At 63.1% G+C, this 24,492-nt stretch carries 26 protein-coding genes; 18 read left to right on the top strand and 8 right to left on the bottom strand.

Going from position 1 to position 24,492, the window contains the following annotated elements:
- Positions 1-146 precede the first annotated feature (146 nt).
- Complete coding sequence (locus CSING_RS09795) at positions 147-827, top strand: hypothetical protein (RefSeq protein ID WP_042531872.1); 681 nt, start codon at positions 147-149, stop codon at positions 825-827.
- Between the two features lie 101 nt (positions 828-928).
- Here the strand turns inward: CSING_RS09795 and CSING_RS09790 are convergent, their stop codons facing one another.
- A complete protein-coding gene (locus CSING_RS09790; RefSeq protein ID WP_042531869.1) occupies positions 929-1,996 on the bottom strand; it encodes a CNNM domain-containing protein in 1,068 nt (355 codons plus the stop codon).
- On the bottom strand, positions 1,996-3,369 hold the full coding sequence (locus tag CSING_RS09785) for a hemolysin family protein (protein WP_042531867.1): 1,374 nt from the start codon (positions 3,367-3,369) through the stop codon (positions 1,996-1,998). Before CSING_RS09785 ends, CSING_RS09790 begins: the two co-directional genes overlap by 1 nt.
- Positions 3,370-3,511: 142 nt before the next feature.
- Between CSING_RS09785 and hemW the strand changes: the two genes are divergently transcribed.
- The 10 genes from hemW (at position 3,512) to CSING_RS09735 (ending at position 13,090) form a co-directional block, all read left to right on the top strand.
- The gene (gene hemW / locus CSING_RS09780; protein WP_042531865.1) at positions 3,512-4,648 is read left to right on the top strand and encodes a radical SAM family heme chaperone HemW; all 1,137 of its coding nucleotides are present in this window, start codon (positions 3,512-3,514) and stop codon (positions 4,646-4,648) included.
- A gap of 290 nt (positions 4,649-4,938) precedes the next feature.
- Positions 4,939-5,973: a heat-inducible transcriptional repressor HrcA gene (gene hrcA / locus CSING_RS09775; RefSeq protein ID WP_042531863.1), complete on the top strand. Its 1,035-nt coding sequence runs from the start codon at positions 4,939-4,941 to the stop codon at positions 5,971-5,973.
- A 60-nt stretch (positions 5,974-6,033) separates the two neighbouring features.
- Positions 6,034-7,179: a molecular chaperone DnaJ gene (gene dnaJ / locus CSING_RS09770; protein ID WP_042531861.1), complete on the top strand. Its 1,146-nt coding sequence runs from the start codon at positions 6,034-6,036 to the stop codon at positions 7,177-7,179.
- Positions 7,179-7,919: a 16S rRNA (uracil(1498)-N(3))-methyltransferase gene (locus CSING_RS09765; RefSeq protein WP_042531859.1), complete on the top strand. Its 741-nt coding sequence runs from the start codon at positions 7,179-7,181 to the stop codon at positions 7,917-7,919. Before dnaJ ends, CSING_RS09765 begins: the two co-directional genes overlap by 1 nt.
- A gap of 10 nt (positions 7,920-7,929) precedes the next feature.
- The gene (locus tag CSING_RS09760) at positions 7,930-8,895 is read left to right on the top strand and encodes a PhoH family protein (RefSeq protein WP_042531857.1); all 966 of its coding nucleotides are present in this window, start codon (positions 7,930-7,932) and stop codon (positions 8,893-8,895) included.
- On the top strand, positions 8,892-9,467 hold the full coding sequence (gene ybeY / locus CSING_RS09755; RefSeq protein WP_042531855.1) for an rRNA maturation RNase YbeY: 576 nt from the start codon (positions 8,892-8,894) through the stop codon (positions 9,465-9,467). The genes CSING_RS09760 and ybeY overlap by 4 nt, the downstream gene beginning before the upstream one ends.
- A gap of 50 nt (positions 9,468-9,517) precedes the next feature.
- Positions 9,518-10,366: a pyridoxal kinase PdxY gene (gene pdxY, locus CSING_RS09750; protein ID WP_042531853.1), complete on the top strand. Its 849-nt coding sequence runs from the start codon at positions 9,518-9,520 to the stop codon at positions 10,364-10,366.
- Between the two features lie 248 nt (positions 10,367-10,614).
- Positions 10,615-11,610: a GTPase Era gene (gene era / locus CSING_RS09745; protein ID WP_407637925.1), complete on the top strand. Its 996-nt coding sequence runs from the start codon at positions 10,615-10,617 to the stop codon at positions 11,608-11,610.
- The gene (gene recO / locus CSING_RS09740) at positions 11,611-12,327 is read left to right on the top strand and encodes a DNA repair protein RecO (protein ID WP_042531851.1); all 717 of its coding nucleotides are present in this window, start codon (positions 11,611-11,613) and stop codon (positions 12,325-12,327) included.
- A 10-nt stretch (positions 12,328-12,337) separates the two neighbouring features.
- Positions 12,338-13,090 carry an isoprenyl transferase gene (locus CSING_RS09735; protein ID WP_042531849.1) on the top strand — a complete coding sequence of 251 codons (753 nt, stop codon included), beginning with the start codon at positions 12,338-12,340 and terminating at the stop codon, positions 13,088-13,090.
- A gap of 119 nt (positions 13,091-13,209) precedes the next feature.
- Here the strand turns inward: CSING_RS09735 and CSING_RS09730 are convergent, their stop codons facing one another.
- A complete protein-coding gene (locus CSING_RS09730; RefSeq protein ID WP_042531846.1) occupies positions 13,210-13,623 on the bottom strand; it encodes a Fur family transcriptional regulator in 414 nt (137 codons plus the stop codon).
- A 37-nt stretch (positions 13,624-13,660) separates the two neighbouring features.
- Positions 13,661-13,960, bottom strand: coding sequence for an ArsR/SmtB family transcription factor (locus CSING_RS09725; RefSeq protein WP_042531844.1), 300 nt, complete (start codon positions 13,958-13,960; stop codon positions 13,661-13,663).
- 187 nt (positions 13,961-14,147) lie between these two features.
- Here CSING_RS09725 and CSING_RS09720 point away from each other — a divergent pair, with 187 nt between their 5' ends.
- The 3 genes from CSING_RS09720 to CSING_RS09710 are packed head-to-tail and all read left to right on the top strand — an operon-like array spanning position 14,148 to position 16,462.
- Positions 14,148-15,527, top strand: coding sequence for a glycine--tRNA ligase (locus CSING_RS09720; protein ID WP_042531842.1), 1,380 nt, complete (start codon positions 14,148-14,150; stop codon positions 15,525-15,527).
- Positions 15,527-16,045, top strand: a complete 519-nt coding sequence (locus CSING_RS09715) for a hypothetical protein (protein ID WP_042531840.1) — start codon at positions 15,527-15,529, stop codon at positions 16,043-16,045. The genes CSING_RS09720 and CSING_RS09715 overlap by 1 nt, the downstream gene beginning before the upstream one ends.
- Positions 16,046-16,462 (top strand): hypothetical protein, encoded by a 417-nt coding sequence (locus CSING_RS09710; RefSeq protein WP_042531838.1) that lies wholly within the window; start codon positions 16,046-16,048, stop codon positions 16,460-16,462.
- 514 nt (positions 16,463-16,976) lie between these two features.
- On the opposite strand, the gene CSING_RS09705 is transcribed toward CSING_RS09710, so the two are convergent.
- The gene (locus CSING_RS09705; protein WP_042531837.1) at positions 16,977-19,049 is read right to left on the bottom strand and encodes a TPM domain-containing protein; all 2,073 of its coding nucleotides are present in this window, start codon (positions 19,047-19,049) and stop codon (positions 16,977-16,979) included.
- A 40-nt stretch (positions 19,050-19,089) separates the two neighbouring features.
- Between CSING_RS09705 and CSING_RS09700 the strand changes: the two genes are divergently transcribed.
- Together CSING_RS09700 and CSING_RS09695 are read left to right on the top strand one after the other, a co-directional pair.
- Entirely contained in the window at positions 19,090-19,674 is a 585-nt protein-coding gene (locus CSING_RS09700) for a YdcF family protein (protein ID WP_042531835.1), read from the top strand.
- An 11-nt stretch (positions 19,675-19,685) separates the two neighbouring features.
- Positions 19,686-20,960, top strand: coding sequence for a deoxyguanosinetriphosphate triphosphohydrolase (locus CSING_RS09695; protein WP_042531833.1), 1,275 nt, complete (start codon positions 19,686-19,688; stop codon positions 20,958-20,960).
- 6 nt (positions 20,961-20,966) lie between these two features.
- On the opposite strand, the gene CSING_RS09690 is transcribed toward CSING_RS09695, so the two are convergent.
- Positions 20,967-21,200 carry a hypothetical protein gene (locus CSING_RS09690; RefSeq protein ID WP_042531831.1) on the bottom strand — a complete coding sequence of 78 codons (234 nt, stop codon included), beginning with the start codon at positions 21,198-21,200 and terminating at the stop codon, positions 20,967-20,969.
- Positions 21,201-21,229: 29 nt separating this feature from the next.
- Positions 21,230-21,745 (bottom strand): ribonuclease domain-containing protein, encoded by a 516-nt coding sequence (locus CSING_RS09685; RefSeq protein ID WP_042531829.1) that lies wholly within the window; start codon positions 21,743-21,745, stop codon positions 21,230-21,232.
- 122 nt (positions 21,746-21,867) lie between these two features.
- On the opposite strand from CSING_RS09685, the gene dnaG reads away from it, so the two are divergent.
- Entirely contained in the window at positions 21,868-23,796 is a 1,929-nt protein-coding gene (gene dnaG, locus CSING_RS09680; protein WP_042531827.1) for a DNA primase, read from the top strand.
- An 8-nt stretch (positions 23,797-23,804) separates the two neighbouring features.
- Here the strand turns inward: dnaG and CSING_RS09675 are convergent, their stop codons facing one another.
- The gene (locus CSING_RS09675) at positions 23,805-24,089 is read right to left on the bottom strand and encodes a hypothetical protein (protein WP_042531825.1); all 285 of its coding nucleotides are present in this window, start codon (positions 24,087-24,089) and stop codon (positions 23,805-23,807) included.
- Between the two features lie 214 nt (positions 24,090-24,303).
- On the opposite strand from CSING_RS09675, the gene CSING_RS13740 reads away from it, so the two are divergent.
- Positions 24,304-24,441, top strand: coding sequence for a hypothetical protein (locus tag CSING_RS13740; RefSeq protein ID WP_158407808.1), 138 nt, complete (start codon positions 24,304-24,306; stop codon positions 24,439-24,441).
- Positions 24,442-24,492: the final 51 nt, after the last annotated feature.

The raw sequence follows: 24,492 nt of genomic DNA, 5'->3' as shown, positions 1-24,492 counted from the left end.
ACTCCGCCCGATGGCAAGTGCCGCTGGGCGGAGTCTGTGAATTTCTTCGGAGTGTCGCGCGGTTCGACGCGGGGATCTCTAATAGAGTCAGCGGGGTCAGAAAAACTCTAAACCTCAACTAGAGGTTCTCGCGGAAAGGGCAGCCTATGCACAAAATCGCAGCCGAGCTGCGCCACCGTGAGCTGACCCAAGAAATCTATAACATCGGCGATGAAGTCGTTGATTACATTGAGCACCTCATCGAGGCTATCGAGGACTGGGACGAAGAACTCGCCCTCGATTGCTTGGCTGAACTGGGGGACATCGTCGAGGATGCCCGCGTTGATTCCGGACGCTGCGTCGGCGAGCTCATCGGCCTGCGCCACGCGCTCGTGTCGGGACTAAAATCCGGCACTATATCGGCGGCATCCTCCGGCGATAATGACGTCGAGGAGCCCGCGCAGCTCACCGCCCGCGCGCTCGCTGAAGGCCTGCCCATCTCCGGCCCACCCGTCGTGGTGTCGGAGCTTGCCGAAACCCTGCGCGGTCGCACCGCGGCTGTAGCAGCCTACCTGCGCGAGCTGGTCGAGTACGTGCTGGCGCAAACCGACGCCGTGGCCCGCAACCTCGATGTTATCTCCCTGCCGAACCTGTACAAGCGCGCGGGTGAATCCTCCCTCATCGCAATGCAGGCGTGGCGCCACACCGTGGTCGAGGCGCACCCCGCTTTCGTGCGCACTATGCGCGGCCACAACCCGCCACCCTTCCTGGAGGAGCGTGCGCGTATCGACGCCGTGGTCGCCCGCGTCCGCGCCAAGCGCCAGAAGAAGGCTGCCACGACCGCGTAGCAGCCGCACCACAGACTTCCTTGTTGCCAACACACAAGGACAAAGGAAAGCGCCACCGAGATTCCCTCTCTCGGTGGCGCTCTTCTTTATTGCCGGCGGCTTTAGACCCCTGGATTCTTCGCGGCCGGGGCGGCTTGATCCAGCTGCTCCGTAATCTGCGGCCACAGCTGGCCCATAATGTCGTCCCAGGTCAGAATCCACACCGTCTTGTCCTTGGTGGGCTTGCCCACCATAACGAGCTGTTCATTGCGTGCACGCATCTGATCCAGAGTCTTCTGCACGGTGGAGGAGGAGCTGACCGCCAGTGCGGGGCGGGAAAAGTCCAGCACCGGGGTCTCCGGATCCGCGAGCAGGGTGTCACGCACGTGCACGATGCGCGGGATGCGTGAGGCGCGTGGATAGACCAGCACGCGCATGATGGACTTGCGCACCACCAGGTCATGTAGCTCGGCCACGGTGGAATCGGAGGACAGCGGCAGAATCTCAGAGCCGTGCTCGCGGGCGAGCTGAGCCGCGGTGGAGGCCTCCAGCTCGATGACGCCGGTGATTTGGTTCGCGGAGTCATCATCAAGCGTGCCCGTCAGGCGCGAGTGCTCCACTAAGTGGCGCAGGGTTTCCGCGTCATAGCCGGCGGCACCGGCGCGGTCCACGGGCTCCTCACCGGTCATGCGAACCAGCTTGTTCGCCATGGAGTTGATCCAGATGAGCAACGGGCGGAAGAGCCAGATGAAACCGCGGGCGGGCACAGCGATGAGCTGCAGGGCCGTCTCCGGGTGGGCAATGGCCCAGGACTTCGGCGCCATCTCACCGATGACCAAGTGCAGGAAGGTCACGATGAAAAGGGCGAGGAGGAAGGAGATGACATCAGCAATGCCCAGCGGCAGGCCGAGTGCCTCCAACGGGGCCATAAGCAGGTGATGGACCCACGGCTTGGTCACCGCACCGAGGACGAATGTGGCTGCGGTGATGCCCAGCTGGGCGCCGGCGAGCATGATGGTCAGCTCGTTGAGGGAGCGCAGGCCCGCGCGCGAGGCGGAAGAAGATTCCGCGGTCTCCTCCAAGCGGTTGCGGCGAGCGCCCATGAGGGAGAACTCGACGATCACGAAGAACCCGGAGGCCGCGATGATGAGCAGGGTAATGATGAGGTTGAACCACCACGTGTCAGTCATTAGTTATCCTCCTCTTCCGGGAATTCCTCGACGAGTTCCAGAGCCAGAACGGAGGGCACATGGCGGTCGACTTCCTCAACACGCACGTTGAGCGTACGCGTGGGCGCCTCATCACCATCGACCCAATCGTCCGGTTCGGCCTCGAGCTCAATGGAATGCAGCTCGCCTTCCTCTGGCAGCGCGCCGGAGTGCGCGATGAGCAGGCCGGCGACGGTCTCGAAATCGCCCTCCGGCAAATCGTGGCCGATGGCGCGCTCGATTTCGTCGATGGGTGTGTCACCGTCGACGATCCAGTGCGTCTCGTCCTGCTCGGTGATTTCCTCGGTCTCTTCGAGGTCGTGCTCGTCGGTGACATCGCCGAGGATCTCCTCGGCCAAGTCTTCCATGGTCACGATGCCGACGAAGCCGCCGTACTCGTCGATGACGCAGGCGAGTTTCTCGTCAGCGTCGCGAAGCTCTGTGACGACGTCGGGAAGCGGCATGAGCTCCGGCACCACCACGGGTTCCTTCATGATTTCGCGGGCCGGCGTCGCCGGAGGAAGCTCGGTGCCGAGCACATCATAGAGGTGGACTACACCGATGGGATTGTGCTCATCATCGATGATGGGGTAGCGCGTGTGATTCTCCGACATCATCTCCCGAACCTCACCCAACGTGGTTTCCGGCTCGATGACATCCACGCGCGAACGCGGAATCATGGCGTGTTCCACATCGTGCTCGGGGAAGTGCAGCAGACGATCGAGCACGAGGTACGTGTCCTCGTCCAGGTCACCGGCTTCGTGGGAGGCATCCACGATGGACTCCAGGTCATCGGTGGTGGCGGATGAATCGACATCCTCTACCGGCTCGATGCCGAACACCTTGAGAATGGCGTTGGAAGAATACTCAAAGAAGTGAATGAGCCAGCCGAAGATGCGCAGGTACCACATCGTCGACGCGGAGAGCCACAGCGCGGACTTCATGGGGGCCGCGATGGTGTAGTTCTTGGGGAAGAGCTCAGCAAAGAGCATGGTGAGCACCGTCGATACGGCCAGCGCCGTCACGGTACCTACCGCGACGGACACGCCCACCGGTACGCCAACATCACCGAGGAGCTTGCCCAAGCCCTGGCCCACAAGGGGCTCGGCCACATAACCAATGAGCAGGCCCGTAATCGTGATTCCCAGCTGCGCGCCGGAGAGCATAAAAGATGTCTTCTGCGTGATGCCGAGGGCACGCTCCGCAGGTTTGTCACCCTCGGCCGCGCGCTGACGCAGCTGGGTGCGGTCGACCGACATGAAGGCGAATTCCTGCGCCACAAAATAGGCGTTGGCCACAATAATCAGGCCAATGACGACGAAACCCGCCAGAATCATCAGGATTGCAGATAACACGGCTTACCCCACCGCCTTAGGTAGGCGGCGGGGACATCGACTCGGAGGTTCCACGTACAGGGGGCCTTTCTTTAAGAATCGGGGTGGCAAATCTGCACTATAGACTACCGCTTCAACGGGCGAGTCGGTTATTTTGTTCCCCATGGATCCCTTTGGTCTTTACATTCACGTCCCCTTCTGCGCCTCACGCTGCGGCTACTGCGACTTCAACACGTACACCCCCGGTGAGCTCGGAGGGGACCTGACCAGCGATTATCTCGACGCGTTGGAGAGGGAGCTTGAGATGGCCGCCGCTCAGGTTGGCCGCGAAGCCGAAACCGTTTTTATCGGTGGTGGCACCCCGAGCCTGCTTGGCGCGGATGGCCTTGGCCGCGTGTTGTCGAAGGTCCGCACCACCTTCGGCCTTGCCCCGGGCGCGGAGGTCACCACGGAGTCCAATCCGGAATCGACCTCGCCGGAGTATTTCGCAGGGCTTCTCGACGCCGGATTTACCCGCCTCTCCCTGGGCATGCAGTCCGCATCAGCAGGCGTGCTTGCCGTTTTGGAACGCGCGCACACCCCGGGGCGAGCTTTCGATGCCGCGCGCGAGGCTCTTGCTGCGGGCTTCGAGCATGTCAACCTGGACATGATTTATGGCACGCCGACCGAACAGGACTCCGACGTGGCCCTCACCCTCGAGCGCGCTTTGGACACCGGCGTGGACCACATCAGCGCCTACTCGCTCATCGTGGAGGATGGCACCCGCATGGCACGCAAGGTATCGAAGGGTTTGTTGCCAGCCCCAGATGAGGACGTGCTGGCCAGGCGTTATGAGATGATTTCTTCCACCCTCGAAGCGGAAGGTTTCAAGTGGTACGAGGTCTCCAACTGGGCCAAGCCCGGCGGCGAGTGTGAGCACAACCGTATCTACTGGGTTGACGGCAACTGGTGGGGTGCTGGCCCGGGTGCACATTCGCACCTGGGCAACGAGCGCTTCTTCAACGTCAAGAACCCGCGAACCTACATCAGGGCTGTGGGGGAGGGCCAGCTCCCGATTAAGGAGCGCGAGCAGCTCAGCGAGGCGGACCGCGACACCGAGCGCATCATGCTGGGCTTGCGGCTGCGCGAAGGTATCCCCGCTTCTTGGCTCGCCTCGGCTGCCGAGCCCGTAGCCGCGCGGTTCATTGAGCGCGGCCTGCTCGAGCGCGCCGGTGACCGCCTGCGCGTGACCAAGGCCGGTCGCCTGCTGGCGGATGGCATCATCACCGACTTCCTCGTCGCTGAGGACCGCGCTCGCTAGCTTGTGCTGTCATGAGTAGGTGCCTCAGACCTGCTCGGCAGCTTTCTTACAGTGCCTCGTTGTAAAAGGTCCCTCTAGTCTGGTCCTTTTATTTTGGTCCCTGTGCAGCGAAAAGAGACCATATAGACCGGGAAATGGGCCCCGAAATGGTCCCTTTACGCCGATAAGGAACCAGACTAAGGGGACCACAGTAGAGAGACCATCTGGCATCGCTGGCGGCCTGCCTGAACACCGCGGCGGATTGGCACTGCTTCCACCACCATTCCGCCAGAACGGATAACCTTAAAGTCATGTCCAGCTCCACCGATGCCCGCCGCCAAGAAGTCCTGCGCGCCATCGTCGCGGATTACATCGCCTCCCAGTCGCCCGTGGGATCGAAGGCTCTGCTCGAGCGCTACCAGCTCGGCGTGTCCTCGGCGACGATCCGCAATGATATGGCCGTGCTCGAAGCCGAGGGCCTCATTGCCCAGGAACATGCCAGCTCCGGGCGTGTGCCCACGCAGAAGGGCTACCGCCAGTTTGTCGATACGCTCCATGATGTCAAGCCTCTGTCCGCGCCCGAGCGACGCGCTATGCTCACCTTCCTCGAAGGAGGGGTGGACTTAGAAGATGTGCTGCGCCGTTCCGTGCAGCTGCTCGCCCAGGTGACCAAGCAGGCGGCAGTCGTGCAGATGCCAAACCTCAAGGTCTCTCGCGTCAAACACTGCGAGGTCGTGGCGCTGTCCCCGGTCCGCTTACTGCTTGTGCTCATTACGGATAATGGGCGCGTCGATCAGCGCAATGTGGAGCTCGAGGATGTCATTGACCCGGACCAGACCCACCGCCTGCGCGATATCCTCAACACCGCCCTAGAAGGCAAGACGCTCACGGATGCTTCGGTGGAGCTCGCCGCGCTTGTCGACGATTCCCCGGCCGACATCCGCCCCCACCTCCTCAAAGCCGCCACCACCCTTATCGAGACCCTGGTGGAGCAGCCCTCCGATCGCTTGATCATGGCCGGCACCTCCAACCTCACCCGCGTGGCGCTGCCGGAAGGCCTGCCCTCCATCATCGAGGCCCTTGAGGAGCAGGTCGTCGTGCTCAAGCTGCTCGCCCGCGTGCCCGACTTGGGCAATGTATCGGTCTCCATCGGCGACGAGAACGAAGCCGATGAGCTGCGCCAAACCTCTGTCGTGGCAACACGCTATGGCTTCGGCACAGGGGCCCAGGCAGCAGCGCTCGGTGGGCTCGGCGTGGTGGGGCCGACTTATATGGACTATTCGGGAACAATCGCCAAGGTGTCTGCCGTTGCACGTTATGTGAGTGAAATCCTCGCGGGCGAGTAAGCTTGCCTGCCGGACTGAATTACTGAGATAGCAACGAGAAATAGAAAAGGATGACAGTACGTGGCTCGTGACTACTACGGCATTCTTGGTGTAGATAAGTCGGCTTCTGACGCCGAGATTAAGAAGGCCTACCGCAAGCTGGCCCGCAAGTACCATCCGGATGTGAACCCGGGCGATGAGGAGGCCGCGGAGAAGTTCCGCGAGGCCTCCGTGGCCCAGGAGGTTCTCCTCGATCCGCAGAAGCGCCAGATTGTTGACATGGGCGGTGACCCCATGGAGGACCGTGCTGCCCAAGGCGGCGGTGGCTTTGGCGGCTTCGGCGGTGGCGGTCTGGGTGACCTCTTTGCCGAGTTCTTCGGCGGCGGCGGTGCCTCCCGCGGCCCACGTTCCCGCGTGCAGCCGGGCGATGACGCCCTCCTGCGCACCACGATCACGCTGGAAGAGGCCTACAGCGGCGTCAAGCAGCAGGTCAAGGTAGATACCGCCGTGCTGTGTGACCGCTGCGAAGGCACCGGCTCGGAATCCAAGGCCAAGCCGGTTACCTGTGATCACTGCGGCGGCATGGGCCAGGTTCAGGAAGTCCAGCGCAGCATGCTGGGCAACATGATGACCACCCGCGATTGCCCGAAGTGCTACGGCTACGGTGAGGTTGTCACCGATCCGTGCGGCCACTGTGGCGGCGATGGCCGCGTGCGTAAGCGCCGCGATATTACGGTCACCATTCCGGCCGGCATCGGTGATGGCATGCGCATCCGAATGGCTTCCCAGGGCGAGGTCGGCCACGGCGGCGGCCCCGCGGGTGACCTCTACGTGGAGGTGCACACCGAGCCGCATCCGGTCTTCGAGCGTAATGCCGATGACCTGCACTTAACCGTCCGTGTGCCCATGGTGGATGCCGCTTTGGGTTCCTCGTGCACCGTCGAGCAGCTCGACGGCGAAGAGCTCACCCTCGATATCAAGCCGGGCACCCAGCCGGGCGAGTCCATCACCCTTCAGGGCAAGGGTATGCCGCGCCTGCGCACCGATGGTTTTGGCAACCTGCATGCCCACGTGGATGTCGTTATCCCGACCGACCTGGACAAGAAGACCCGCGAGGCCCTCGAGAAGGTCCGCAACGCAGGCCACAGCGGCACTGAGGTGCACCGCGCGGGCGACAACCAGGGTGAGTCCCTCTTCACCCGCCTTCGAGGCAAGTTCCGCCGCTAATGTCTCTGCCCGTCTTCCTGCATCCGGATCTCTCCCTCGCCGAGCCCGGCCAGCCCGTGGGCCTCGACGGCGCGGAGGGCCGCCACGCGGTCACCGTCAAGCGCATGGGACCAGGGGAACACCTGGTCCTGATCGATGGCTCCGGGCTCCGCATCACCGCCACCATCACCGACGTGCAGGGCAAGGACACGCTCGCCGCGCTTGTCGACGACATCGCAACCACCCCTGAGCCGTCCCCACGCGTCGTCGTGGTCCAGGCCATCCCGAAATCCGAGCGCGCCGAGCTCGCAGTCGATCTGGCTACCCAGGCCGGCGCGGATGAAATCATCGCGTGGCAGGCGGATCGCTGCGTGTCCAAGTGGGACGCTAAAAAGGCTCCGAAAGCGCTGGGCAAATGGGAATCCGCGGCGCTGGCGGCGGCGAAGCAGTCTCGCCGCACGCGCATCCCGGCCGTGCGTGGACCCATGACGACGCGCCAGCTCTGCGAAGAGATTGCGGGCACGCGCGCACTGGTGCTCCACGAGGACGCCTCCGTGCGGCTTAAAGACCTCGATGACCTCGACGCCACCGAGACCATCTACCTGCTCGTGGGACCTGAGGGCGGCATCGGCGAGGAGGAACTCGCCCAGCTCACCGCGGCTGGTGCCACGGCGATTAAGTTGGGGCCGGAGGTGCTGAGGACGGCGTCGGCAAGCATGGTGGCGTTGGCCAGCATCGGCACCCTGACCTCCCGCTGGTAGCCTTTTGGGCGTGCCTATTATCACCACCAAGTTTGATCTCGACTCCGCCTACCTGGCCACCGTGCTGGGCCCGGCGGACGATAATCTGCGCGTGCTGGGAGACCTCGTCGGCGTGGATCTTTTTGCCCGCGGCACGACCGTGACCGCAGCTGGGCCCGACTATGAGGTTGCCCGCGCCCGCAAGGTCCTGGAAGAGCTTGAGGCGATTGCCCGCCGCGGACATCCGGTCAGCACGGATACGGTCAAGCACACGCTCGACCTCGTGGCCGTCGATGCCCCCGAGTCCGTCTCCCGGGCGCTCGCGGCCGATATCGTTTCGCGCCGCGGCAAATCCGTGCGCCCGAAGACGCTGGGCCAGTCGCGCTACGTGCAGGCCATCGATGAGAACACCATCGTTTTCGGCATCGGCCCGGCCGGTACCGGCAAGACCTACCTCGCCGTGGCCAAGGCCGTGCAGGCACTGCGCGCCAAGCAGGTCAGCCGCATCATCCTCACCCGCCCCGCGGTGGAGGCAGGGGAGAAGCTGGGCTTTTTGCCCGGCACCCTCAATGACAAGATTGACCCCTACCTGCGCCCGCTGTACGACGCCCTGCGGGACATGATTGACCCCGAGATGATTCCGAAGCTCATGGAGGCCGGCATCATCGAGGTTGCGCCGCTGGCGTACATGCGTGGCCGCACGCTGAATGACGCCTTCGTCATCCTCGACGAGGCCCAAAACACCACCCCAGCGCAGATGAAGATGTTCTTGACCCGTCTTGGCTTTGGCTCCACCATCGTGGTCACCGGTGATATCTCCCAGGTGGACCTGCCCGGCGGACAGGTCTCCGGTCTGCGCCTGGTGCGTCGCATCTTGAAGGGCGTGCCGGATATTCACTTTGCGGAGCTGGGCTCTGCCGACGTGGTGCGCCACCAGCTGGTGGGCCGTATCGTGGATGCCTACGACACCTTTGCTGAGCAGGAGGAAAAGAAATGAGCATCGAATTTATCAACGAGTCCGGCTTTGAGGGCGTGAACGAGGAAATGCTCATCGATGTCTGCTCTTATGCCTTGGGCCGCCTCGACGTTAACCCCGATGCCGAGTGCACGCTGACTGCCGTGGACCTGCAGACCATCGCAGACCTGCACGTGCGCTGGATGGATCTGGAAGGCCCTACCGACGTCATGAGCTTCCCCATGGATGAGCTCACCCCCGGTGCCACCGGTGGGCGCCCCGATTCCCCCGATGCCGGCCCGGCCATGCTCGGTGACATTGTGCTCTGCCCCGAGTTCGCCCAGCGCCAGGCCAACGCCGCCGGCCACTCCTTGGGCCACGAGCTGGCCTTGCTCACCGTCCACGGCTGTTTGCACCTGTTGGGCTATGACCACACCACAGCCGCGGAGGAAAAGGAGATGTTCGGCCTGCAGAACGAGCTGCTTGCGGACTGGTACGAGGACCTCGACTCCCGCGGCGTGAGCTACCAGCCCAAGCCCTCTGGCCCGAAGGCCTTCCCGGATGCGGCCGAGCGCGCCAAACTCGACGAGGAAGTCCCCGGCGGCGGCATCTAAACCCCTCCCGACGTTGAGGTGTTCCGCGGGGCGTAGCACAATGGAGGGTTATGAACATCCTCTCAATCCAGTCCCATGTTGCGTACGGTCACGTTGGTAACTCCGCTGCCGTCTTCCCCCTCCAGCGCGCAGGCCACGAGGTGTGGCCCATTCACACGGTGAATTTTTCCAACCACACCGGCTACGGCGACTGGGGCGGGCCGATGATTCCTGCCGAAGACGTCACGGCGATTGTGGACGGCATCGAGAAGCGCGGCGCTTTCCCGCGTATCGATGCCATCCTCTCCGGCTACCAGGGCGGTCCGGATATCGCCGGTGCCATCGTGGATGCCGTTAACCGCATCAAGGCCGTTAACCCCAAGGCCCTCTACGCCTGCGACCCGGTCATGGGTAACGCTAAGTCCGGCTGCTTTGTCTCCGACGACATCCCGCCGCTGCTGCGCGATAAGGTCGTGCCGGTGGCGGACATCATCACCCCGAACCAGTTCGAGCTGGGCTACCTCACCGACTCGTCGGTGACCACCCTTGAGGAAACCCTCGCGGCGGTGAAGAAGGCCCAGGACATCGGCCCGAAGACCGTCCTGGTCACTTCCGTTCAGCGCCCGGACACCAAGGAAGACGAGATCGAGATGCTCGCCGTTGATGGCGAGCGCGCCTACCTCGTTGCCACCCCGAAGCTGCCCGTCAAGCGCAACGGCTCCGGTGACGTCACCGCGGCTCTCTTCACCGGCCACTACACCGAGACCAGCGACGCCAAAGAAGCCCTCAAGCGCACTGCCTCCTCGGTGTACGACCTGCTCCACACCACCTACGAGGCCGACGCCCAGGAGCTCCAGCTCATCGAGGCCCAAGACGTTTTTGCCAACCCGCGCCTGCAGTTCCACGTCGAAGAGCTTTAGCTTCCTGGTCTCTACCTGCGGCCGAACGACCCGCCACCTGCGGCCGACTAAAAGGTCCCTTTAGTCTGGTCCCTGTTCGCTGAAAAGGGACCATGTAAAGAGCGAAAACTGGCTCCAGAAGGTCTCTTTGCCCTGAAAAGGGACCAGAGTAAAGGGACCAAACTGAAAGCACCAAACTAGAGGGACCTTCTGCCTGCATGCAGCGGGGAGCGGGAATGTAGAAATCGTGAGCTATGATGAAAAGCAATATGAGCACCGATTTTGACGCCGCTTTCGCGGACCTGCCTGAAGATGGCGAAGCCAACGCCGCAGACTATTCGCAGTACACCGACACGCCCGAGGGCTTCCGCTCCGGCTTCGTGTCCTTCGTGGGCCGCCCGAATACCGGTAAGTCCACGCTCACGAACGCGCTGGTAGGCCAGAAGATCGCCATCACCGCGGACCAGCCGGAAACCACCCGCCACCCCATTCGCGGACTCGTGCACCGCGAGGACGCGCAGATAGTTGTTGTTGACACGCCCGGCCTGCACCGCCCGCGCACCCTGCTGGGCGAGCGTCTCAACGAGGTTGTCAAAGACACCTACGCAGACGTTGACGTCATCGGCCTGACCATTCCCGCGGACGAGAAGATTGGCCCCGGTGACCGTTGGATTTTGGAGAACGTGCGCAAGGTCGCGCCGAAGACCCCCATCATCGGCATCGTGACCAAGCTGGATAAGGCTTCCAAGGACCAGGTTGGTGCGCAGCTGCTGGCCTTGCACGAGCTGTTGAGCCAGGACAACCCGGACGCCGTGGTCATCCCGGTGTCCGCCATCGAGCAAGTGCAGCTTGATGAGCTGACCCAAGTCATCGTCGATCATCTGCCCGAAGGCCCGAAGTTTTACCCGGATGGCCACGTCACCGATGAGGCTCAGGCGGAGCGCATCGCTGAGCTGATCCGCGAGGCCGCCCTGGCAGGCCTCAAGAACGAGCTCCCGCACTCCGTGGCCGTCGAGGTTGATGAGATGTTGCCCAGCGAGGAACGCCCCGGCGTCCTCAACGTCCATGCCGTGCTCTACCTCGAGCGCCCGGGCCAGAAACGCATCATTGAGGGCAAGGATGGCCGCCGTTTCCGCCGCATTGTGGGTACTGCCCGCAAGGAAATCATCCAGCTGCTTGGTCAAAACGTCTATCTTGACCTGCGTATTAAGGTGCTGAAGAACTGGCAGTCGGACCCGAAGGCGCTGGGCCGCCTGGGCTTCTAAATGCGGGAAAATTTCCGCGACCGCGCCCTTGTCATCCGCACGTATGATTTCGGGGAAGCGGACCGCATCATCGTGCTCCTCACCCGCAATCATGGGCTCGTGCGGGGCGTCGCCAAGGGCGTGCGCCGAGCCAAGTCGCGTTTTGGCTCGCGCTTGCAGCTCTTTGTCAACCTCGATGTGCAGCTCTATCCCGGCCGCAACCTGTACACCATCTCCCAGGCGGATACCGTGGATTATTTCGGCGCGCGCATCATCGAGGACTATGACCGCTACACCGCGGCCTGCGCGGCCCTCGAATCAGCCGAGCGCCTCGCCGCCGCAGATGCCCCCGGGGACCCCTATCTCTACGACGCGTGCGTGAAGGTCCTTGACCAACTCCAGCACGGCGATCCGCTTGTGCTTCTCGATTCCTTCCTCCTCCAAGCCATGTCCCACGCCGGCTGGGCGCCCAGCCTCTTCGACTGCGCGCAATGCCAGCGCCCCGGCCCTCACCACGCCTTTCATCCGGCCGTCGGCGGGGCCGCCTGCCATCAATGTCGCCCGCCCGGGGCAGCCGAGGTGGACCCGGAAACCCTGCACCACATGTGGCTCATCGCCCACGGTCACCCGAGCCAGCCCACGCACGCCCAAGCCCAGGAAGCCCACCGCCTGACCCGGGCTCACCTGCAGTGGCACCTTGAGCGTTCCGTTGGCGCGCTGGGGATCATGGAACAGTAGACTGTAGGGCGTGATTACGCCTGACCCGAACCGAGTCCTCCATCCGCCCGCTATCCCGCAGGAGTTCCTGCCGCGCCACATCGCGCTGGTCATGGACGGCAATGGCCGCTGGGCGGAGGAGCGCGGCATGAAGCGCACCGAGGGCCACCGAAGGGGAGAAGCAGTGCTTCTCGACGTTGTCGATGCCTGCCTCGCCCTCGGCGTTGATTACCTCTCCGCCTATGCCTTCTCCACGGAGAACTGGCGCCGGAGTGCCGAGGAGGTGCGCTTCCTCATGGGCTTTAACCGCGATGTGCTGCGCCGCCAGCGCCATTGGCTCAATGAAAAGGGAGTGCGCGTGGTGTGGGCCGGCCGTCGCCCGCGCCTGTGGCGCTCGGTCATCAAGGAGCTCGAGGCCGCTGAGGAGCTCACCAAGGACAACACCAAGATGACCCTGGTGATGTGCGTGAATTACGGTGGGCGAGCTGAGCTTGTCGACGGCATCCGCGTCCTCGCCGAGCAGGTCTCCCGCGGCGAGCTTGATCCGCGCAGCATCACCGAGAAGACGGTGAGCTCAGTGATGTATGACCCCGACATGCCGGACGTAGATTTGTTCCTGCGCCCCTCCGGCGAGAAGCGCACCTCCAACTTCCTGCTCTGGCAGTCGGCTTACGCAGAGATGATTTATCAGGACAAGCTCTTCCCGGACTTCACTCCGGAGGATCTGTTTGCGGCGGTGGAAGAGTACGCGCGGCGTGACCGCCGCTTTGGAGGAGTGAAGTAGCGCGGCGTGACGGCTGCTTCGGCGGCGTCAAGTAGCGCGGCGTGATCGCCGCTTTGGCGGCGTCACGTAGCGCGCGATTGTAGGTGGCGTGCCCGTGGTCACGCCCGGCAGCGTTAGTTTTAGGCGCGGCAGTCGGCGCAGATGCCGAAGATTTCGGCATCGTGCCCGGTGAGCTCGAAGCCATGCTCCTTGGCTACCGAGGAGGCCCACTCCTCGATCGGGCCGCCGTCGATTTCCTCGGTACGGCCACACTTGGTGCACACCAGGTGGTGGTGATGAGCATCGGTATCGCAGTGGCGATAGAGAGTTTCGCCGGATGGCATGTGGAGTGCGTCGACTGCATCGATCTCAGACAGAGATTGCAAGGTGCGGTAGACCGTGGTGAGGCCGACCTTTTGGTCGCCTTCAATGAGTGCCTGGTGAATGTCCTTAGCGGATGCGAACTTGTCGAGCTTCCGGAGGACTTCGACCACGGCGGTGCGCTGACGAGTGTTACGCGCACCGAGCTTGGGGATGCTGTCGTGGATGGCCATGGTATTCAGCTTATCAATACACTTTCACTAAGGGGGCTTAGGTGGTGGCCTGGGCGGCGTCGGCAAGCAGCGGCAGCACCTTCGGGGCCGCCAACGTGTAGCGCACCTCGCGGCCGGAACGCTCGCTGTCTACGATGTTCGCGCGCTTGAGAACGCGCAGGTGCTGGCTAATGAGAGGCTGGGACTTGCCCGTAGCGGAGACGAGTTCGTGGACGTAGTGATCACGCTCAGCGAGACGCTGAATGATATCGATGCGCAGTGGTGAATCTAAAGCGCTGATTACCGTTGCGGCGGCGGTGATATCAAAGGAGAGAGGGGCCAATTGGGTGGTGCTCACGCGGTTCACCTTCAGTCGTATCTATAGAGGTAGAGATAATTAGAGATATAGATACTATAGCCTAGAAATACGCCGATGTGTATAAAATGCACCACACTTTCGGGGTGACGGCGCGTTGTGGGAAGGCGCGCGCTAGACTTGTCCGCATTGCAAAAGACTGTCCCCTACCAGAGGAGTCACATTTACCATGGCATCCGTCATTGATACCGTCGTCAGCCTGTGCAAGCGCCGCGGCTTGGTCTACCAGGCAGGTGAAATTTATGGCGGTTCCCGCTCTGCGTGGGACTACGGCCCGCTTGGCGTTGAACTGAAGGAAAACATCAAGCGCCAGTGGTGGCGCCACATGGTGCAGTCGCGCGACGACGTCGTGGGTGTTGACACCTCCGTGATTCAGCCCCGTCAGGTGTGGGTGTCCTCCGGCCACGTCGAGGTCTTTACCGATCCGCTCGTTGAATCCCGCCACACTGGTAAGCGCTACCGCGCTGATCACCTCATTGAGGCCTACGAGGAGAAGCACGGTCACGAGCCGGAGAACGGCCTGGCGGACATTAATGACCCGGAGACCGGCCAGCCCGGTGACTGGACCGAGCCGAAAGCCTTCTCCGGACTGCTCAAGACCTTCCTCGGCCCGGTTGATGACGAGCAGGGCCTGCACTACCTGCGCCCGGAGACCGCCCAGGGCATCTTCGTCAACTTCAAGAATGTCATGACATCTGCCCGCGTGAAGCCGCCGTTCGGCATCGCGAACATCGGTAAGTCCTTCCGCAACGAGATCACCCCCGGTAACTTCATCTTCCGTACGCGTGAGTTCGAGCAGATGGAGATGGAGTTCTTCGTCAAGCCGGGCGAGGACGAAGAGTGGCACCAGTACTGGATTGATGACCGCTACAACTGGTACATCGACCTCGGTATCAAGGAAGAGAACCTGCGCCTCTACGAGCACCCGCAGGAGAAGCTCTCTCACTACTCCAAGCGCACCGTGGACGTGGAGTACGCCTACAACTTCAAGGGCTCTAAGTGGGGCGAGCTGGAAGGCGTGGCCAACCGAACCGACTATGACCTGTCTGTGCATGCGAAGGGCTCCGGCGAGGACCTGTCTTACTTTGACCAGGAGTCCGGCGAGCGCTGGACCCCGTACGTCATCGAGCCGGCCGCTGGCCTTGGTCGTGCCATGATGGCCTTCCTCATCGATGCCTATGACGAGGAAGAAGCCCCGAACGCCAAGGGCGGTACCGATAAGCGCGTGGTCCTGCGCCTTGACCGCCGCCTCGCCCCGGTCAAGGTGGCTGTGCTGCCGCTGTCCAAGAAGGAAGAGCTGTCCACCCCGGCCCGTGAACTCGCCAACAAGCTGCGCGCGAACTGGAATGTCGAGTTTGACACCTCCGGTGCCATCGGCCGCCGCTACCGACGTCAGGACGAGATCGGTACTCCGTTCTGCGTGACCTATGACTTCGACACCCTCGAGGACAACGCGGTCACCGTCCGTGAGCGTGACTCCATGGAGCAGGAGCGCGTCAAGCTTGATGAGCTTGAGGCATACCTGGCCACCCGCCTGATCGGCTGCTAATGCACTACACCAGCTGGGATCGCAGCGACAGCAAGAACTCGGTCCTCCTCGTGGAGGAGGGACCGGGGTCGCTGGGTATGTTCCAGGAGCGCTCGGCCGACGTGGAAGGTGATCACTGGCGTCTCGACGTCACTGATTTGGGCGCTTCCATCACGCTGACTGACGACCGCGTCTACCGCCTCGCCGGCAACCCCAAACGCGATAAGCGCTTGGAGGCCTCGCTGGATGGTCGCACTTTCGCCTTCATCAACGAGGCTGGCGGTGACTGGATCGTGGAGGACAGCTCGGGCGTCAAGGTTGCCCAGTTCTCCTCCAAGAACTCGGGAGTGCGCAAGGCCATCCTCGAGTTCGAAGGAGAGCACAGTGATGACTCCGGTGACCTCGATGATTGGGAAATCGCTGGTCTGAGCTGGTTCACGCGGGTCATCCTTGAGGCGCGCACGCAGCGCACCGCCATCCCGATCATCGTGACGTTGCTGCTGCTGTCCCTCGTCGCCGTCGTCACGGTGTTGATGTAAATGCAGCGTTGTATGTGGCGCGATGGCGTGCTGGTCAACGCCGCGGACGAGGTCATCGCCCGCGTGAATCCGACGGGCCTGCTGCTGCCCGGATCGGGCACCACGATCGCATTCGAGCATGTCCCAGGAGCCCGCCGTTTTAGCGTGCGTGGCCCTGCCTTTTCGGCTGAGCAGGCCAGCTTCACGGTGAATAACCTGCGCGCGGTCTGTCAGGACCGCGAGTACCTGCTCGAGCGCACGAACCCTTTCCGGCGCGAGCGTCGCATCATCGACGCGTCCGGCACGGAAGTCGCCCGCACCGCTCCGCGCGGCCGCGACCTTGAGGTCGCCGTGGGCGAGCTGCCCCTGCCGGACGCCGTCTTCACCAGCTACTGTTGCATGCTTATCGACGGCCCCACCCGCCCCCTGCGCACCTAGCTCACCTCCGCTATCGAACGGACCTGGTCGTTTGGTCCCTCTACCCTGGTCCCTTATTAGTGCACAGGGACCATGTGTTGGCTGATTTCGCGCGATAAGTGGTCCCTTTACGGTGCCAAGGGACCAAACTACAGGGACCAAACTGAAGGGACCTTCCGCAGTCCACCGTCCTATCGGTAGGGGGTGCCACCTGGCATCGGTAAGGGGTTTACCACCCCGCATCGGTAGGGGGTGCGGATTTCCTGTGCGGTTGTCGTACACGGGGGGTCGAGTCAGAAGGCATTAGTCATAAGGTTTCTTTGCCCCCAAACAAACCATCTACAGGCCTCCATTTGGTTCGTTTGACCCCAAGTAAACCTTCTGAGCTAAACCATGTGAGTAGAGCCGTATGACTCGAACCATGTGCATGAAGGAAAGGCTCAGCCGACCGTTGAGGCGGCATAAGGCGTTTTCAGCTGTGAAAACGCCGCCGAGCAGATGCCTTGCGTGAGACGCCAGCGAAGGCCGGGGGCGGCTAGAAGGAGCCGCCGCGGAAGCCACCGCCACCGCCGCCGCTGAATCCTCCGCCTCCGAAGCCTCCGCCGCCGAAGCCGCCACCGAAGCCCCCGCCGAAACCACCGCCGTGGCCGCGGGAGCCGCCGCCGAGGACTTGGCCCAAGACCATGCCGGTGAGGACGTTGCTCGCAACGTCATTGGCTTGGCGGCGCTGCTGCTGGCGGCGGTAAGCATCCAGATCGCTCTTGGCTCGGTTAAGGGAGGTCTGCGCGGCAGCGGCAGCATCGCGGGAGAATGTGAGGGCCGCGCACAGGTCCGTGGAGGCGGCGCTCTGGGCTTGGGCGTGGAGGCGGGTGGCATCAGCCAGAGCCACGCGCGCTTCAGAACCGATGACGCGCCCGCGGGAGGAGAGCAGGTCCTCAGCTGCCTGGATGGAGGATTCCGCGGAAGCCATCTGCTGGCGGTAAAGGGAGAGCTGGCGCTCACGAGTGGAATTGGTCTCGCGGACGGTGTCGAGTTGCTCGTCGAGTTTGGTATCGATTGCCGTCAGGGCGGTGTACTGGCCCAGCGGGTCAGCCTGACCGTTGCTGCGAGCCTGGTCAACAGCAGTTCGAGCCAGCGAAAGTAACTCTTCCAAGGCGGACCAATCAGCCGGGGAGCCTTGAGCCTTGCCGCGCTGCTCGAGTTCACGGGCTTCGGTGATTTCGTCCTCGATTTCCTCAATGAGCGCCTGCAGGTTTGCCTTGGCTGAGGCGATGGAGGTCTCGGCGTTCTCTACGCCGGTGAGGAGCCGGTCGGAGATCTCGAGGGCGTGTTCACAATCGCGAATAATACCGACCAACGGTCCTTGCTGGCCGGCCGGCTTGGACTGAAGCTCGCGGCCGCGGTCGAGGAGTTTTTCGGCCTCGGTGAGGGAGACTTCCGCCATCTCTGGGTTATCCGCGATGGAGGAGAGCGCCTCTTCCGAATAGGACCCGCGAAGGGACGACAACGTGGCACTAGCCTGCGGCAGGCGGCCTCGCAGATCCACCGTGCGGCGCGTGAGCTCATCGAGCTTGGATCCGGCATTAATGAGCAGGTCACGCATCTGGGCGAAGTCCGCTGCCTGCGCGTCGAGGGCATCGTCAGCCTGGCCACAAGAGGAAATAATCTCCACCAGCATCTGCCGGCGCTCGCCCTGGGAGGTGGGCAGGTTGTCATCGAGTTGCTGCTGCAGCTGGAAGGCTTTCTGCAGGGTCAGCATGGAGTGGCTCATGGCGCGGCTAAACGGGCGGGTGCGCTCCGGGCCGAACTCGGCGACTGCGATATCGAGCTCTTCCTTGCCGCGGCGAATGGACTCGTCAGTGGAGACCAGCTCTTCCTGCGCCAGCTGGGAGAGCGTCGCCATATCCAGCCGGTCCAGCTGTGAGGTATTACCCGGCTCAATCTGGCGAGCGGACTCCAGAGAGGCCGCGGAGTCCTTCTTGGTCTTGCGCCGGCTTGCCGCCGCGATGCCGCCACCGGCCAGCACCAGGGCACCTGCGCCGCCAGCCAACCAGAGGCCGCCGGAGCCATCCGAGGAACCCGCGGAATCAGCAGACCCCGAAGAGCCGGAGCCGGAGGAGCCGGAGGAACCTGCGGAACCGGTTGCGGCAGCGTCGACAAGCGCGAGGGCAGAGGGGCCGTACTGGTGACCGTCGACAAGCTTCGCGTATGCCGCGTCATACATGACATCGAGGCGCCCGCGGGGCCAGTCATTACCGGTCTGCACGCCGACGGTGGAATCATCCACACCCACCACATAGGCCGCGGAGTTCGGGCCCTTGGCCTTCACAATGCCGTTGGCGTAGCTCTCCGCGCCCTCCGGCAGGGAGGAGGCAAAGACCACGAAAATCACCACGTGGTGCTCCTGTTGCAGAGCCACAATCTTGTCCTCCAACTCGGACTTCTCCGAGCTGGAGAGCACCCCGGCCTCATCCGTCACTTTGTCCTTGAGGGCGGACGCCTCGGGGGCGGCGACAATTAATTCCGCGGCCACAGCAGGGCCGGCAGTGGCGCAACCCAGCACGAGGGCGGCGAGGGCGGCGCGGCCGATACGAGCAGCAATAGTCATGCGCACCACGATACCTTCCCGACGCTAAGCTAGTAAGGCAGTGAAGTACGTCATTGTTTTAGGAGCCGCGCAATACGACGGCCGCCCCTCCCGCATCCTCGCCGGCCGCGTGCGCTACGCCGCCGAGCACGCCGCCGCACACAACCTGCCCATCGTCACCGTTGGTGGGAACTTACCTGGCGATAGGTTCACCGAGGCCGGCGTGGCCAAGCGCCTGCTGGAGAACACCACCCTTGACGTCACCGCTCTCGAGGAGGGGCTTGATACCCGCAGCTCACTCGCGGCCGCGCGCGACAAGCTCGGCGTCACCGAAGCTGTCATCGTCACCGATCCACTCCACCGCCTGCGCACCTTCCTCATCGCCCGCCAAGAGGGGATACGCGCCACGGTTCTGGGAACGCCCTACTATCCGTCCCCGCGGTTCTCCATTCCGTGGTGGCGCTACCTCGCGCACGAGACCGGTGGGCTGATCTACCTCGGACTTCGCACCGCAGTAGGGGAGAAGCGTTCCGCCGGACTCCGCACGGCCTTCTACCGCATCGAGCGCATCATCCGCCCCAACCAGGCACTGCGCCACAGCGTCATTGGCGCGAGGCAGCCCCAGCAGGGCGACGACACCGCCTAAACTAAACCTCTGTGAGCTACAACTATTCCGCCGATGACGTCGCCCGCCTCGCCGCCGAGACCCCAAAAGGCTCGGCCTACCGCGAGACCGAAGAGCATCGCGGAGCTTTCTCCCGGGATCGCGCCCGCGTCCTGCACTCCGCGGCCCTGCGCCGCTTGGCGGATAAGACACAGGTCGTCGGCCCCCGCGATGGCGATACGCCGCGTACCCGCCTGACCCACTCTTTGGAGGTCAGCCAAATCGCGCGCAGCATCGGCGCCGGCCTCGGCCTCGATCCTGACCTGTGTGACATGGCTGGGCTTACCCATGACATCGGCCACCCGCCCTACGGTCACAACGGCGAAAACGCCCTCAATGAGGTCGCCCTCGGCGGCTTCGAAGGCAATGCCCAGACTCTGCGCATCCTCACCAAATTGGAACCCAAGGTAGTACTCGATACCCCGGCGGGCCCGCACAGCTATGGCCTCAACCTCACCCGCGCCGCGCTCGACGCCGCCTGCAAGTATCCCTGGACCAAGACCAACCCGGATGGCACCACCAACCGCAAATATGGCGCCTATGACGAGGACGTCGACGTGCTCGAGTGGCTCCGGCAGGGCCATAGCGATCAGCGCAAGTCCATGGAAGCCCAAGTTATGGACTGGTCCGATGACATCGCATACTCGGTCCATGACGTGGAAGACGGCATCATTTCGCGCCGCATTTCGCTCAGCGTTCTCTGGGACCTGGTCGAGCTTGCGCACCTTGCGGACAAGGGCGCAAAGGCTTTCGGCGGCACCGCCGACGAGCTACTGGAAGCCGCGGACCGGCTTCGCCAGCTGGATGTCATCAACGCAATCGGCAATTTCGGCTACACGCTTACCGACTACGCAAAACTGAAAAAGATGACCTCGGAACTGGTTGGCCGCTACGTCGGCGCCACCGTGTCCGCCACGCAGGAAGCCAATAATGGCCCGCTCGGACGCATGAACGGTGTTCTCCAGGTCCCGCCAGGTGCCGTGGCAGAGGTGACCCTGCTCAAGACCATTGCCGTTCTCTACGTCATGGATGAGCCCGCCCACGTGGCCCGGCAAGACCGCCAGCGCGAGCGCATCTTCCGCGTCTATGACTACCTCGTGGCAGGAGCCCCCGGTTCCCTCGATGCCACCTTCGCCCTGTGGTGGCGCCAGGCAGAAACCGATCTCGAGCGTGATCGCGCCGTCATTGACCAGATTGCCTCCATGACGGAATCCCGCCTGGAGCGCCTTGCCCAGCGCAGTGCCGAGCTGTTCGGTTTTCTGAGCTAAAAGCCCCTAGCGCACCAGCGCCACGCCCTGGTCCTCCAGCACCAGAGAAATCCGCGACAACTCCTCCTGCTCCAGCTCCATGTCCGCGGCGATGATCGCCTGGATGCGCTGCTCGCGCAGGAAATCCGCCAAGTCATCGAGGTTGCGCGGCGCTCCGGCTGCGTTGTCGCGCAGACGGCCAAGCGCCCCAAAGAAGTCCTCGCGGGTGCGGATGGTTTCGGTGATGAGAATGCGGTCCATGCTCGAAAAAATCCTTTAACTCTTCAGGCCTACTCAGCGTCCGGAATCGTGCAGAAGCTCTCATAGTGGTCATCGGTGTAGTACCACACATCCGGGTCGGTTTCGCTGCCGCCACCAGTCACGATGCGCTTGGCGCCGCGGTGGTTAAGACCCGGGGTGTCCACGGTGTACTCGCGGTAATAGTTGCGGTCTTGCTGCGGCAGCACGCCCTCGTAATTGCCAAAACGCGCATTGTCATTGTCCGGATAGTCATAAGGTCCGCCGGCCAGGATGTCCTGCGCTGTGTCCTTGGCCTGCTCGGGCAGGGTGTCCATGGCGCAGGTGGGCAGGTCACCATCGTCGGAGCTGTGCTTGTCGACGTCCCCCCGATCCCCCGACCGCGATTCTCCCGAGGCCTCAGCAGCCTCAGAAGCCGGGCCGGATTGTGCACCGCCGTCGTGTTCTCCGCCGCCAAGATCGATGCCAAAGTAGCCCGCAACGAGTACAAGCAGCGCACCGCCGATGAGAGCCGGAAGCGATTTTCTGGAGGGGGAGGACTGGGACATGGCCACCATCATTGCAGGTATAGGCCCAAAAAAGAAATCCCGTCCGCGCGTACTGTGTGCCACATGTGGCCGGTCCTTCAGCTCTGTGGCTCCGTGTCCCGCGCGCGGGGTAGTCTGTACGCATGGCACGAGGCAGAATTCCGGACAGCGACATTCAAGCTATCCGTGAACGCGCGCCTATTGAGGAAATCGTGGGTGAATACGTCCAGCTCAAACCCGCCGGCTATGACTCACTCAAGGGCTTGAGCCCCTTCAAGGATGAAAAGACCCCGTCCTTCCACGTGCGTCCACAGCGCGGGTACTATCACTGCTTCTCCACCGGTAAGGGCGGGGATGTCTACAGCTTTCTCATGGAAATGGAGCAGGTCTCCTTCCCTGAGGCCGTGGAGGCGGTAGCCCAGAAGATTGGCTACCACATCAATTACCAAGGTGGCTCCACCGGAGCGCGCGATGAAAAGCCCGGCACGCGCCAGCGCCTCATCGCCGCCAACAAGGCCGCCCACGAGTTTTACCGTCAGCAGCTAGAGACTCCGCAGGCAGCGCCTGGGCGTGAGTTCCTCCTTGACCGTGGCTTCTCCAAGGAGATCATTTATGACTTTGAGTGCGGCTATGCGCCCGAGGGCTGGGACACCGCCACCAAGCATCTGCTGCGCATGGGCTTTTCCTTTGAGGAGCTGGAAGCTGCCGGCATTTCGACGATGGGCAAGCGCGGTCCCATCGACCGTTTCCACCGGCGCCTGCTGTGGCCCATCAAGGACCTGTCCGGCAACGTGATTGGTTTCGGTGCGCGCAAGCTTTTCGACGATGACAAGCTGGGCAAGTACATGAACACCCCCGAAACCATGCTCTACCGCAAGTCCAAGGTGCTCTTCGGCCTCGACCTGGCCAAGCGCAGCATTGCGGAGCAGCACCAGGCCGTGGTGGTGGAGGGCTACACGGACGTCATGGCCATGTATGCCGCGGGTGTGAAGACGGCCGTGGCCTCGTGTGGCACCGCCTTCGGCGGTGACCACCTCCAGGTTCTGCGCCGCCTCATGCTCGATGATTCCTACTTCCACGGCGAGCTCATCTACACCTTCGACGGTGACGAGGCGGGCCAAAAGGCCGCCATGCGCGCCTTCGAGGGCGAGCAGAAGTTCACCGGCCAGTCCTTCGTCTCCGTGGCCCCGGACGGCATGGACCCGTGCGATCTGCGCCTCGAGCGAGGCGATGCCGCCGTGCGCGATCTCGTGGCCGACCGCATCCCCATGTTCGAGTTCGTCATCCGCTCCGTCATTGACGAGTTCCGGATCGACACCGCTGAGGGCCGCCTCCAAGCCCTGCGCCGTGCGGTGCCCGTCGTGGCACAGATCCGTGATGCCCCCTTGCAGCGCGAGTATGCCCGCCGCCTTGCTGGCTGGGTAGGCTGGCCGGACCCGGAGGAAGTCCTCCACCAGGTCCGCCAGGAGGCTCGCAAGCCCAAGAAACAGGAGCGCCCGCGCTTCGCCAGCCTGGAGGAAACGTCTTCAGCGCCCGCGCAGGCGAATGCCCCGGTGATGCATATCCCCGGCCCCCGCGAGCCGCACCTGTGGCCCCAACGCGAGGCCCTCAAGCTGGCCCTGCAATACCCGCAGATTGCCGGCAGCTACTTCGATGGCATTACGGAGGACGCCTACTCCAACGAGGCCTATCGCACCGTACGCCAAGCCATTTCCACCTTGGGCGGCGTGACCGCCGGCGCGGGTATGCCCGGCGTGGAATGGCTGGCTGCCGTGGCGGGGGAGATGCTGGACCTTACCGCCCGCAACTTCGTTTCTGAGCTCGCTGTTGAGCCCATCAAGCTAGGGGAGACCGGCAACTCCGACACCGACCTTGAGGCCTATGCCGATTCGGTCCTCTCCCGCCTCCAGGAGGCCCGCGTGGGCGACCAAGTAGCCCAGCTCAAGGCCCAGCTGGGCCGCATGCGCCCCTCCGATGACGAAGAGGCCTATAACTCGCTCTTCGCGGACCTCGTTGCCTTAGAACAAGCCCGCCGCGAGCTCAACGACCGCGCCTTCCGCGGCGTGCGCTAGTCAGCGCTTTAATCCTCGTCCGGCTCGTAAATCCGGTCTGCCTTCATTCCATCCGTGGCACCTGTGGTGCCACGCTTGCCGCGCTTACCTTTGTTGTAATCCTTGAGCTCGCGCATGCGTGGATCCGGGTCCAAACGGTTGGCCACCGCCTTGCGGGCCGAGTTGACCGCGGACTTGGTCACGGGGGAGTTCATTGCTTTCTCGTAGGCGCCCTTAATTTGGTGATAGCGCTTGCGCCCTGCCTTGGTTCCAAAGACGTACCCAGCGGCGGCGCCTACAACAAATTGAATCATTGGAAACTAGTCATCCCCTTCTTCGGCCGGCACTGTTGCCGGCGATGGCGTTCACAAGCGTTCACAGTACGCGCGCAGGTGTTTCCGCTCGCACGTACACTTCTGGCAGACAGCCTACCTGCCCGACGGCACAAGGGTAAGGGCCCGTGGGGAGCCGGGAATAGATTTCTACCCAGGACTTCCCATGCGGCCTGCGTCACGTTAGGTTAAAAGTGTGGAGATTTCGACGAGAACGTATGCGGCGTCGGCAGCCGTGGCCATGGCAGCCTTACTTACCGCCAGCCTGAGCCCTGCCGAGACCCGCGCGGCCACCCCTGAGGAGACCAGGGAAGTTAGCGCCGCCGAGGATTAAACCGAGCATTAGCCAACCATTAACCTTCTGCCGTTCACCTACGCGACACGC

The organism is Corynebacterium singulare (genome assembly GCF_000833575.1).
Taxonomy (GTDB): domain Bacteria; phylum Actinomycetota; class Actinomycetes; order Mycobacteriales; family Mycobacteriaceae; genus Corynebacterium; species Corynebacterium singulare.
The sequence above is the reverse complement of the archived record's forward strand: the minus strand, read 5'-3'. Positions and strand labels throughout refer to the sequence as shown.

What these genes read in the sequence shown, in the direction of transcription:
- recO (WP_042531851.1), top strand. Translation starts at nt 11,611, where the DNA reads ATGCGGGAAAATTTCCGCGACCGCGCCCTTGTCATCCGCACGTATGAT.
- era (WP_407637925.1), top strand. Translation starts at nt 10,615, where the DNA reads ATGAGCACCGATTTTGACGCCGCTTTCGCGGACCTGCCTGAAGATGGC.
- dnaG (WP_042531827.1), top strand. Translation starts at nt 21,868, where the DNA reads ATGGCACGAGGCAGAATTCCGGACAGCGACATTCAAGCTATCCGTGAA.
- CSING_RS09685 (WP_042531829.1), bottom strand. Translation starts at nt 21,745, where the DNA reads ATGTCCCAGTCCTCCCCCTCCAGAAAATCGCTTCCGGCTCTCATCGGC.
- hrcA (WP_042531863.1), top strand. Translation starts at nt 4,939, where the DNA reads ATGTCCAGCTCCACCGATGCCCGCCGCCAAGAAGTCCTGCGCGCCATC.
- CSING_RS09675 (WP_042531825.1), bottom strand. Translation starts at nt 24,089, where the DNA reads ATGATTCAATTTGTTGTAGGCGCCGCCGCTGGGTACGTCTTTGGAACC.
- CSING_RS09710 (WP_042531838.1), top strand. Translation starts at nt 16,046, where the DNA reads ATGCAGCGTTGTATGTGGCGCGATGGCGTGCTGGTCAACGCCGCGGAC.
- pdxY (WP_042531853.1), top strand. Translation starts at nt 9,518, where the DNA reads ATGAACATCCTCTCAATCCAGTCCCATGTTGCGTACGGTCACGTTGGT.
- CSING_RS09765 (WP_042531859.1), top strand. Translation starts at nt 7,179, where the DNA reads ATGTCTCTGCCCGTCTTCCTGCATCCGGATCTCTCCCTCGCCGAGCCC.
- CSING_RS09715 (WP_042531840.1), top strand. Translation starts at nt 15,527, where the DNA reads ATGCACTACACCAGCTGGGATCGCAGCGACAGCAAGAACTCGGTCCTC.
- CSING_RS09790 (WP_042531869.1), bottom strand. Translation starts at nt 1,996, where the DNA reads ATGACTGACACGTGGTGGTTCAACCTCATCATTACCCTGCTCATCATC.
- CSING_RS09720 (WP_042531842.1), top strand. Translation starts at nt 14,148, where the DNA reads ATGGCATCCGTCATTGATACCGTCGTCAGCCTGTGCAAGCGCCGCGGC.
- ybeY (WP_042531855.1), top strand. Translation starts at nt 8,892, where the DNA reads ATGAGCATCGAATTTATCAACGAGTCCGGCTTTGAGGGCGTGAACGAG.
- CSING_RS09795 (WP_042531872.1), top strand. Translation starts at nt 147, where the DNA reads ATGCACAAAATCGCAGCCGAGCTGCGCCACCGTGAGCTGACCCAAGAA.
- CSING_RS09705 (WP_042531837.1), bottom strand. Translation starts at nt 19,049, where the DNA reads ATGACTATTGCTGCTCGTATCGGCCGCGCCGCCCTCGCCGCCCTCGTG.
- CSING_RS09690 (WP_042531831.1), bottom strand. Translation starts at nt 21,200, where the DNA reads ATGGACCGCATTCTCATCACCGAAACCATCCGCACCCGCGAGGACTTC.
- CSING_RS09730 (WP_042531846.1), bottom strand. Translation starts at nt 13,623, where the DNA reads ATGGCCATCCACGACAGCATCCCCAAGCTCGGTGCGCGTAACACTCGT.
- hemW (WP_042531865.1), top strand. Translation starts at nt 3,512, where the DNA reads ATGGATCCCTTTGGTCTTTACATTCACGTCCCCTTCTGCGCCTCACGC.